10 protein-coding genes are annotated in these 9,569 nt (G+C 74.1%); 3 read left to right on the plus strand and 7 right to left on the minus strand.

Annotation, left to right across the window (positions count from 1 at the left end):
* Positions 1-13 precede the first annotated feature (13 nt).
* Positions 14-1,096, plus strand: a complete 1,083-nt coding sequence (locus DKT68_RS28925; RefSeq protein ID WP_109820555.1) for an NAD-dependent epimerase/dehydratase family protein — start codon at positions 14-16, stop codon at positions 1,094-1,096.
* 120 nt (positions 1,097-1,216) lie between these two features.
* Here the strand turns inward: DKT68_RS28925 and DKT68_RS28930 are convergent, their stop codons facing one another.
* The 6 genes from DKT68_RS28930 to DKT68_RS28955 form a co-directional block, all read right to left on the minus strand.
* Positions 1,217-2,419 carry a hypothetical protein gene (locus tag DKT68_RS28930; RefSeq protein ID WP_109820548.1) on the minus strand — a complete coding sequence of 401 codons (1,203 nt, stop codon included), beginning with the start codon at positions 2,417-2,419 and terminating at the stop codon, positions 1,217-1,219.
* 143 nt (positions 2,420-2,562) lie between these two features.
* Positions 2,563-3,753 (minus strand): GNAT family N-acetyltransferase, encoded by a 1,191-nt coding sequence (locus tag DKT68_RS28935; protein WP_109820549.1) that lies wholly within the window; start codon positions 3,751-3,753, stop codon positions 2,563-2,565.
* 68 nt (positions 3,754-3,821) lie between these two features.
* Positions 3,822-4,514, minus strand: coding sequence for a hypothetical protein (locus DKT68_RS28940; RefSeq protein WP_109820550.1), 693 nt, complete (start codon positions 4,512-4,514; stop codon positions 3,822-3,824).
* The gene (locus DKT68_RS28945) at positions 4,511-5,356 is read right to left on the minus strand and encodes an ATP-binding cassette domain-containing protein (protein ID WP_109820551.1); all 846 of its coding nucleotides are present in this window, start codon (positions 5,354-5,356) and stop codon (positions 4,511-4,513) included. Before DKT68_RS28945 ends, DKT68_RS28940 begins: the two co-directional genes overlap by 4 nt.
* Positions 5,353-5,691: a PadR family transcriptional regulator gene (locus DKT68_RS28950; RefSeq protein ID WP_109820552.1), complete on the minus strand. Its 339-nt coding sequence runs from the start codon at positions 5,689-5,691 to the stop codon at positions 5,353-5,355. Before DKT68_RS28950 ends, DKT68_RS28945 begins: the two co-directional genes overlap by 4 nt.
* A gap of 103 nt (positions 5,692-5,794) precedes the next feature.
* Positions 5,795-6,514, minus strand: coding sequence for a PP2C family protein-serine/threonine phosphatase (locus DKT68_RS28955; RefSeq protein WP_109820553.1), 720 nt, complete (start codon positions 6,512-6,514; stop codon positions 5,795-5,797).
* A gap of 63 nt (positions 6,515-6,577) precedes the next feature.
* Here DKT68_RS28955 and DKT68_RS28960 point away from each other — a divergent pair, with 63 nt between their 5' ends.
* A complete protein-coding gene (locus DKT68_RS28960) occupies positions 6,578-7,624 on the plus strand; it encodes a helix-turn-helix domain-containing protein (protein WP_109820554.1) in 1,047 nt (348 codons plus the stop codon).
* Positions 7,625-7,688: 64 nt separating this feature from the next.
* Here DKT68_RS28960 and DKT68_RS28965 read toward each other — a convergent pair whose 3' ends face one another.
* Positions 7,689-8,249: a helix-turn-helix domain-containing protein gene (locus DKT68_RS28965; RefSeq protein WP_236647120.1), complete on the minus strand. Its 561-nt coding sequence runs from the start codon at positions 8,247-8,249 to the stop codon at positions 7,689-7,691.
* A 57-nt stretch (positions 8,250-8,306) separates the two neighbouring features.
* Here DKT68_RS28965 and DKT68_RS28970 point away from each other — a divergent pair.
* Positions 8,307-9,569: benzoate/H(+) symporter BenE family transporter (locus DKT68_RS28970; RefSeq protein WP_236647121.1), on the plus strand; the 1,263-nt coding region annotated here is incomplete at its 3' end.

The raw sequence follows: 9,569 nt of genomic DNA on the forward strand, positions 1-9,569 counted from the left end.
GTACGGGGCGGACATGCGGATCGTGGTGGTGGGGGCGAGCGGCAACGTCGGTACGGCCTTGCTGCGCCGGCTGCGCCGGGAGCGGGACGTGGAACTGGTCGGGGTGGCCCGGCGGTTGCCCGGCCCGGAGGCTGGTGAGCCGTACGACGAGGTGGAGTGGCACTCCTGCGACATCGGCGCGCCCGAGGCGGCCGGGCGGCTCGCTGAGGTGTTCGCGGGGGCGGACGCGGTGGTGCACCTGGCCTGGCAGATCCAGCCCAGCCATGACCAGCGGGTGCTGCGCCGGACCAACGTCGAGGGCAGCCGGGCGGTGTTCGAGGCGCTGGTCCGGGCGGGCGTGCCGGCGCTGGTGTACGCGTCCTCGATCGGGACGTACGCGCCCGGCCCGAAGGACCGCCCGGTCAGCGAGCGGTGGCCGGCCACGGGGGTGCCCGGCTCGTCGTACAGCGCTCACAAGGCGGAGGTGGAGGCCCTGCTGGACGGGGTCGAGCGGGATCACCCGGCGCTGCGTGTGGTCCGGCTGCGACCCGGGTTGATATTCCAGCGGGACGCGGGCGTGGAGATCACCCGGTACTTCCTCGGCCCGTTGGCGCCGGTGCGGCTGCTGCGTTTCGGCCGGATCCCGCTGGTGCCGACGAACCGCCGGCTGCGGATGCAGGCGGTGCACGCCGACGACGTGGCCGACGCGTACACCAGGGCGGTTCTGGGCGATGCGCGCGGCGCCTTTAACATCGTCGCGGACCCGGTGCTCACCCCGGAGCTGGTGGCCCGGCGCTTCCACGGCTGGACGATGCCGGTCGCGGCGCCGGTGCTGCGGATTGCGGCGGCGCTGACCTGGCGGGCGCGGCTGCAACCGGTCGACGCGGGCTGGGTCGACCTGGCCCTGAACGCGCCGTTGCTGTCCAGCGAGCGGGCGGAGACCGAGTTGGGCTGGCAGCCGAAGATCAGCGCGCTCACCGCGCTCAAGGAGCTCTTCGCCGGGATGGCCGGCGGCGGCCAGACCGGCAGTCCGCCACTCTCCGGCGCGCCGAACCTGCCCGGCCGTCCCGCCGCCCTGCTCCAAGCCCGCCCGCCGGGCCAAGGAAACCCCTACTGAACCCGGTTTCCCGAAACCGCCAGCCTCGGTGATCAAGAGGTTCGGTCAGGAAATGCGGTCCCGGTGACCGAAACCTCTTGATCACCGCGCAGGGAGCGGGGCGAGCGGGTCAGCCGGGCGTCAGCTCAGTTTGGAGCCGCTGACCGTCGGGTTGCGGGCGCCGAGGAAGAAGATGCCGGGGAAGCCCCGGGTCTCGAATTTGCCGCTCGGGTTGCGGCGCAGGGTGGACTTCTCGATCGCCATGGTGCCGGTGCGGTTGTTGCTGACGAAGAAGATCGCGCCGCCGCCCTCGTTGGCCTTGTTGTTCTCGATGATGGTGCCGGCGATCCGCACGGTGAACTCGTTGCCGTCGCAGTAGATGGCGCCGCCGCTGCCGCCGCCGGGAGTGCCGGACTTGGCCGGGTTGGCGCCGCTGCCGATCGCCTCGTTGTGGCTGAGCACGCTGTTCAGCACCACCCAGGAGACGCCGATGCTGCTCAGCGCGCCGCCGTTGGAGCAGGAGCCGCCCTGGCCGGCGGCGCCGCCGAAGGTGCTGCCCACGACGTACACCGGCTTGTTCTCGTACTGGCTGAGCACCCGGATGGCCGCGCCGCCCAGGTCGGGGCCGGTTCGGTCGCAGCGGTTGCGGACGAAGCGCGAGTTGACCACCTTGAGCCGACCGCCGCGTACGAAGATCGCCCCACCGCCGCCGCCCTCGGCGCTGTCGCCGGTCGAGTTGCCGTCGGCGAAGGTCAGGTTCTGCACGGTGAGCTGCGGGTGGTCCTGGTTCTGGCAGTGCGAGGTGGTCCAGCCCTGGGCCTCGTCGCACGTGTTCATGTAGAGGATGCGCCGCTGCCCCTGGCCGCTCAGCGTGACCCGGCCGCCGCCGTCCAGCACGACCTTGGGTCCGTTGGCGTTGCGGACCTTCGCGGTGGCCGTCATCTTGATCGTCACCGGGGCCGGCCCGCAGTTGAACGTGATGATGCCGCCGGCGGCGACGGCCTTCACCACCGCCGCGGAGGTGCAGCTCGCCGGGGTGCCGGTGCCGATGGTGCGGGTCGGCCTGGAGGTGTCCACCGCCCGCGCCTCGGCCGGCACGGTGGCGTTGCCGTTGGGGTTGCCGGCCGCGAGCGCCTTGCCGGCCGGCTTCGGGCTGGCGCTGACCCCCGGGCCACCGAGCCCGTCCCGGGCGGCCGGCGCGATGCCCTGCTCGCCGGTCGACAGCGCCTGCGGCTCGGCCGGCGGGCCAGGCTGCGAGGCGGCCGGCGCCGGGTCGCCGGCCGCGCAGGCGGGCAGCGACGCGGTGGCGACACCGAGGACGAGCAGAGCGGCAAGCGACGTCATGCGCACCCCGTGATGCTAGGAGCCCGATCGACGCCGGAGCGAATCCGCCATGCCGGCTTAATGCAGTGCTAAGCCACGCCGACGCACGGCGGGCAGCCGGCGCGGCAGGGGCGCGGCGGTCGGTGGTCAATCGTGAGGGGTGCTCAGAAGTCGGCGAACAGGTACGGCACCCGGCGCGGGAAGATGCCGCGCAGCTCGACGGCGGCGTCCGCCGGCACCTCGCCCAACCCCCGAAACGGCAGCTCGGCAGGATCCAACACCCCGTACGCCAGGGCGGAGAGCCCGGCGGCCGTGAGCGTGGCGGCCGGCGCGCGTCCACCCGTGGCGGCGGACAGCTCCAGCGAGCCGGTCGTGCCGTCCAGGAGGTGGCTGCCGGCCAGCCACCGGTCCCCGGTCAACTCGATCCGGACCCGGCCCGGCCCGGCGGGCAGCCTGTTCAAGGCGTCCAGCGACAGTAGCCGGGCCATCGGGGCGGACGAGCCCGGCCGGCCCGCCCGCGCCTCGACGTGCACGTCGAGGTCGGTCAGCCACAGCTCCGGCAGCTCGTCCGGGGCGACCTGGACGGTGACCCGCTCGACCTGGTCCACGTGCCGGGCGAAGAACTGCAACAGCAGCGCCCGGCCGAGCGGGTCGGCGTACAGCAGCTCGTTGCCGGCCATCGTGCCGCCGTGGTCGTCGATCCGGTACGTCACCGCGCCGGTGACCTCGCCGGCCACCCGAGCGGTGAGCAGCCAGTACTCGTCCTGGTCGCGCAGCCCGACCGCCCGGTAGTCCGGGAAGACCGAGAAGCCGTGCCGGTCCTGGAGGCAGCGCTCGGTGAACGCCCGCCATGTGGGGTAGCCGGCGCCGACCCGTTCCCAGCTCACCTCGCCGGGCAGTTCGGCGCGGAGCAGCAGGCCCAGGTCGGCCGGCGTGAAGGTGACCGTGCGCGGCTTGGGCAGCCCGGCGTAGCCGAACCGGGCGTAGAAGCTGGGGCGGAACGGATAGAGCGCGCTGAGCCAGTGTCCCTCGTCACGCATCTCGTCCAGGAGCTGGTGCAGCAGCTTCCGGACATGCCCCTGCCGGCGGGCCAGCGGGTGGGTGGCCACGCTGGCGACGCCCGCCATCGGCAGCACCGCGCCGCGCAGGTTCTGCCGCATGGGGATGGCCGAGCAGGCGGCCAGGGTGTTGCCGTCCTCCTCGACGGTCAGCGTCCGGTTGCCCTCCTGGTAGGGCAGGTAGTCGGGGAACTCCGCGATCCGGGCGGCACTGCGCGGCGACGACTCGAAGGCGTACGCGGCCAGCGGAAAGCTGGTGGTGAGTCGTTCCTCGGCGGTCACCCGGCGGATGGTCATTCGCCCATCTCAACCCGCCGGAATGATAGGAGCAACCGGATTGGCCCGATTCGCAGCGGTTACAGCGGTCAGCTGACGGGCAGGTGCCGCAGGTGCCGGCGGCGGCGTAGCCGGACGCTGGCGACGGCGGCCACGCCGAGGACCAGCAGGGCGGTGACGGCGAGCCCGTGCAGCAGCCCTCGATCGAGGTAGCCCTGGTCGGTGTGGTCCACGGCCCAGGTGGCGATCTCCCGGCTCGACCAGAAGGGCGTCAGTTTCGCGCCCGACCCGGCCGGGTCGATCAACATCTGCACCGTCACGACGGTGAGCAGCAGGAGCGTCCCCTCCAACTCGCGGGGCAGCAGCGCGCCGATCAGCATTCCGAACGGCGCTGCCACCCCGACGGAGCACAGCATCGCGGCGGCCAGACCGGCGTACCGCAGGTTCGCCCCGTCGATCATGGGGAGCAGGAAGAACGGCACGGCGACGACCAGTCCCACCGTCCACAGGCCGAGCATCCGCCCGAGGTAGAGATGGTGCGGGCGGTAGCCGGCCAGCCTCAGTCTCGGCTCCAGCTCGCGCGCCGCGGTGGTGGCGAAGAGTGCGGCGGTGCTCACCGCCCAGCCCACGCCGAGCAGGAGCGAGCGGACCGACTGCCCGAGGTAGGAGTCCCGCCGGATGAGGTAGAAGGTCAACGGCATCAACAGCAACAGCAGGAGTACGCCCCGACGCCGCAGCAACTCCCGCAGGGTCATCTCGGCGACGGTGAGGAGCCGGTTCACGGGTGGCCTCCCTGTGCGCCGGGCGCGAGCCACCCGGATGGTTGTGCCGGGGTCAGGTCGAGCACGGTGTCCACCCGGTCGAGTTGGTTGAGCAGGTGGGTCACCACGACGATCGCCTTGCCCGCGTCACGCAGGCGGCTGAGCTGGTCCCAGAAGTTGACATAGGTGCCCTGGTCGAAACCCTGGTACGGCTCGTCGAGCAGCAGCACGTCCGGGTCGCTGAGCGTGGACATGGTCAGGTTGAGCTTCTGTCGGGTGCCGCCGGAGAGGTGCCGGGCCAGCACGTCCCCGCCCGCCTCCCAGCCGAGCTGTCTGGCCGCCACCCGGCCGGCGCGGCGGGCCGGCCCCCGGGCCATTCCCTGGCCTGCGCCAACCAGCACGAAGTGCTCGTCGGCGAGCAGGAAGTCGGCGGTGCCGCCGGACTGGGGGCAGTAGCCGAGCCGCCCGGAGACGGTGACCGCACCATCGTCGGGTGAGATCAGCCCGGCGCAGATCCGGAGGAAGGTGCTCTTGCCGCAGCCGTTCGCGCCGATCACCGCGGCGATCTGTCCGGCCCGGACGGTCAGCGTCGCGTCCCGCAGCACCGTCCGCCGGCCGTACCGCTTGGTGATGCCCTGGGCGTGCAACCGGACCGGCCCGGGGCGCGGCCCGGGCGCGGTGCCGATGCTCTCCACGATCACGCCCGCGTACTGCCGGGGTGGACCGAAGACGACCCACGGGTCGCCACCACCCTCCCGCAGGTGTGTGGCGGCCTCGGCGACCACGTGCCGGGCGGCGTCCGCCCCGACCCGGCGCTGGTGCAGTTCGGCCGCGAACGCGCGCAGCCAGTCGTCGGAGTTCACCCGGCGACCCCCTTCGTGACGATGTCGTTCACCGGGGCGACGAAGGTGAGCCAGTCGCTGCCGCCCTGACGCAGCGCCGCGTGCCCGTCGTCGGTGAGCCGGTAGTACTTGCGGGCCGGCCCGGCGCTGCCCTCCCGCCACCGCGCGGTCACCAGGCCGGTTCGTTGCAGGCGCAGCAGCACGGGATAGAGCGTGCCGCCCTGGATCGGCCCGACGCCCGCCGCGTCGAGCGCCTGGGCGAGCTGGTAGCCGTAGGACTCACGCTCCCGCAGCAGGGCCAGGACGCAGATGTCGAGCACCCCCCGCAGCCACTGCCCGCGTCGGTCGGAATCCACCCGCCGGACACTAGCGGCGCTACCTAGATGGCACAACTACCTATCGAGTCCGCGAATCGCCGCCCGGCTGGTCGACGTCGACCGCCGAGCAGGTCAGGCGGGGTCAGCGGGTGACGACGTCCGAGACGACGACGGTGACGTTGTCCGGCGCTCCGGCGTGGTGGGCGAGCTTCACCAGTTGCTCGCCGCACTGCTGGCGGTCGGCGTACATGCCCAGCGCCGCGGCGATGGCCTCGTCCTCGACGTAGTCGGAGAGCCCGTCGCTGCACAGGAGCAGCCGGTCGCCGGGGACCACGGTGAGCACGCCGACCGCCGGTGGGGTGTCAGCGCCCTGCACGGCCCGGGTCACCAGGGACCGCTGCGGGTGGTGCCGGGCCTGGTCGGGGGAGAGCGTGCCCTGGTCGACCAGTGCCTGGACGAAGGTGTCGTCCCGGGTGAGCTGGGTCAGCTCCCCGTCGCGCAGCAGGTAGCAGCGGGAGTCGCCGACCTGGGCCAGCACCAGCGTCTCCCCGGCCAGCAGCGCGGCCGTCAGCGTGGTGCCCATCCCCTCACGGGTCGGGTCGACGGTGATGGCGGCGTGGATGCGCTGGTTGGCGGTGCTGACCACGGCGCGCAGGGCGTCGGCGGCCCCGTCGGCGTCGGTGGGCGGGGCCAGCTCGTCCAGGATCCGGATCACGATCTCGCTCGCCACCTCGCCCGCGGGCAGCCCGCCCATGCCGTCGGCGACGGCGATCAGGCGGTCACCGGCGAGGGCGGAGTCCTCGTTGTTGGTCCGGACCAAGCCGATGTCGTTGAGGATGACAGAGCGGAGGATCAGCGTCATGGGGTCAAGCTTGCCAAGAACACCCTGCCGCCGTCTCTACGCACTACTGCGTAGGGTTGAGAAATGATGCCGGTGTCCATGGTCGGACGCGCCGGCGAGCTGACCGAGCTCGTCCGGGCCTGGTCCGCCGTGGCGACCGTCGGCCGGCCGTCGCCGACCGTCGCGGTGATCACCGGCGCGGCCGGGGTGGGCAAGAGTCTGCTGGTCGCTGCCGCTGTGGACGCGTTCACGCCGCGTCCCGCGGTGATTCTCTCCGGCGCCGCCCGGGTGTACGGCCCCGCACCGTACGACTGGCTGGCCGCCGTTCTGACCGGGCGGGACACCAGCCGACTCGCCCTGCCGCCGGACGCGCTGGCCTGGTTGGCCCAGCAACCGACCGCGCCCCGCGAGCGGTACGCACCGGGCACCCTGCTCCGCCTCGCCGTGCGAACGGTCCAGCTGCTGGTCGGCACCGGCCCGGCCGTGCTGGTGGTGGAGGACCTGCACGCGCTCGATCCGGCCAGCGTCAACCTGATCGGCGAGCTGGCCAGCGTGGCGGACCTGCCCGCCCTGCTGGTGGTGGCCAGCAGGCCGCCGGCCGACGCGGTGGCACCGGAACTCACGAGCCGCGCGCTGGCCCGGCTCTGCGGGGTCCGCGGCGCGGTCCGCCAGCACCTCGGCCCGCTGCGCCCGGCCGAGGTCGCCGAGGTGCTGACCCAGGTGTACGCGGACAGCAAACCGTCCGGCCGGCTCGTCTCCTCGGTCTGGCGCTGCACCGGCGGCAACCCGTACGCCCTGACCGAGCTGCTGGCCGCGCACGGCGGGGACGGCCCGGACGCGCTGTTGCGGCGGCTGCCCGGGCCGCGTCCACCGGCGCCACGGGTCGCCCCGGTGTCGGAGGCCGTCCCACCCGTCGACGTGGAGCTGACCGGCCGGGAGGTCGAGGTGCTCGGCTGCCTGGTCGCCGGGATGTCCAACAAGCAGGTCGCAAAGGCGCTCGGCATCTCGGTGCGGACGGTGACCGTGCACGTGTCCAACCTGCTGCGGAAGACCGGCTCGGCGTCGCGGACCGAGGTGGCGCTCTGGGCGGTCCGGCGCCGTCTGCCGGTCCCCGCCCCGGTGGACGGCTGAGCCCCGGTGGACGGCTGAGCCCCGCCACGGCCCGGCCCGCGCCTCGTTCCCGACGGGCCGGGGCTCAGCGGCGCGGGTAGCGCAGCAGCAGGCTCGCGGCCACCTCCTCGTCGCCCACCGCCGTGTAGCTGTGCGGCACGTCGGAGACCCAGCGGAGGTGACCGCCGGCCGGGGCGGTGAGCGGCGCGTCGGCCGGGCCGGCGCGCAGCACCCCGGCGAAGACGGTGACGTGCTCGGTGACGCCCGGCTGGTGGGCGGGGGAGAGCTGCCCCGGCCCGGGCGCGACCCGCATCCGGTACAGCTCGTAGGTCGCGTCGGCGTCGGTGAACACCTCCAGCAGGGTGGCGGTGACCGCCGCGCCGTGCACGGTGGGGGTGGCGGCCGGCTCGGCCAGCACCGCGGTCAGCGGCACGCCGAGCTGCGCGGTGACCGCCCAGAGCGTCTCCAGGGTCGGGTTGCGGGTGCCGTGCTCCAGGCCGGAGAGGGTGGCCTTTCCGACGCCGGCGAGCCGAGCCAGTGTGGACAGCGAGATCCCCCGCTCCTCGCGCAGGGCGCGGACCCGGCGACCGACGACGGCGGGATCCACGTCGAGGCCCGGACGGCGGGCTGGTGGTGGGTGCGGCACCCGGCTATCGTGCTACAGGCTGTCGTTCCATAAACGGAACAGTCAAGGGAGAGTGGGATGGTCGGACGGGCGCAACCGGTGCTGGCCGGTGTGGTGACCGCGCTGGTCGGCTTCGCCAGCTCGTTCACCGTCGTGCTGGCCGGGCTCCGGGCGGCCGGCGCGTCGGACGCGCAGGCGGCCTCCGGTCTGCTCGCCCTCTGCGTGGCGTCCGGGCTCGCCGCCGTGTGGCTGGGCGTGCGGCACCGGCTGCCGATGAGCGTGGCCTGGTCCACGCCGGGCGCGGCACTGCTGGTCGCGACCGGGCCGCCGCCGGGCGGATGGCCGGTCGCGGTGGGCGCCTTCCTCGTCTCCGGCCTGCTGATCGTGGCGGCCGGGCTGTTCCCGCCGCTCGGCCGGGCGGTGGCCGCCATTCCCAAGCCGGTGGCCGGCGCGATGCTCGCCGGGGTGCTGCTGCCGCTGTGCACCGCGCCGGTCCGGGCCCTGGTCGAGCTGCCCACGGTGGCCAACCCGGTGGTGGTCGGCTGGCTGCTGCTGCACCGGTTCGCCCGGCGCTGGGCGGTGCCGGGCGCGCTGCTGGTGGCGGTGGCGGCCATCGCGTTGACCGCACCGCCGGCCGGCCTCACCGGCGCCGCGCTGACCCCGTCGGTCACCCTGACCGCGCCCGCCTGGAACACGTCCGCGCTGGTCGGGCTCGCCCTCCCACTGTTCCTCGTCACCATGGCCGCGCAGAACGTACCCGGCATGGCGGTGCTCGTCGGCTACGGCTACCGCCCGCCGTTCGGCGCCGCGCTGCGGGCCACCGGCCTGGCCAGCCTGCTGGCCGCCCCGGCCGGGGGGCACGCGGTGAACCTGGCGGCGATCACCGCCGCACTGGCCGCCGGCCCCGACGCGCACCCGGACCCGGAACGCCGGTGGGTCGCCTCGGTCACCGCCGGCATTGGGCTGGCCCTGCTCGGGCTGGGCGCCGGCGTGGCCACCGCGCTGGTCGCGGTCGCCCCGCCGGTCCTCATCGAGGCGGTCGCCGGGCTGGCCCTGCTGGGCGCGCTCGCCACCGCGCTCGCCTCGGCGGTGGCCGAGCCGACGACGCGGGAGGCTGCCGTGATCACCTTCGTGGTGACCGCCTCCGGCGTGACGCTGATCGGCGTGGGCGGCGCCTTCTGGGGGCTGGCCGCCGGCTGCCTGATGCTGCTGCTCTTCCGCCGCCGCCAACCCGCCGCACCCCATCAGCCGGCCTCTGCGGCGCCGGCCTCTGCGGCGCTGGCCTCTGCGGCGCTGGCCTCTGCGGCGCTGGCCTCTGCGGCGCTGGCCTCTGCGGCGCTG

This window comes from Micromonospora acroterricola (assembly GCF_003172955.1).
Taxonomy (GTDB): domain Bacteria; phylum Actinomycetota; class Actinomycetes; order Mycobacteriales; family Micromonosporaceae; genus Micromonospora; species Micromonospora acroterricola.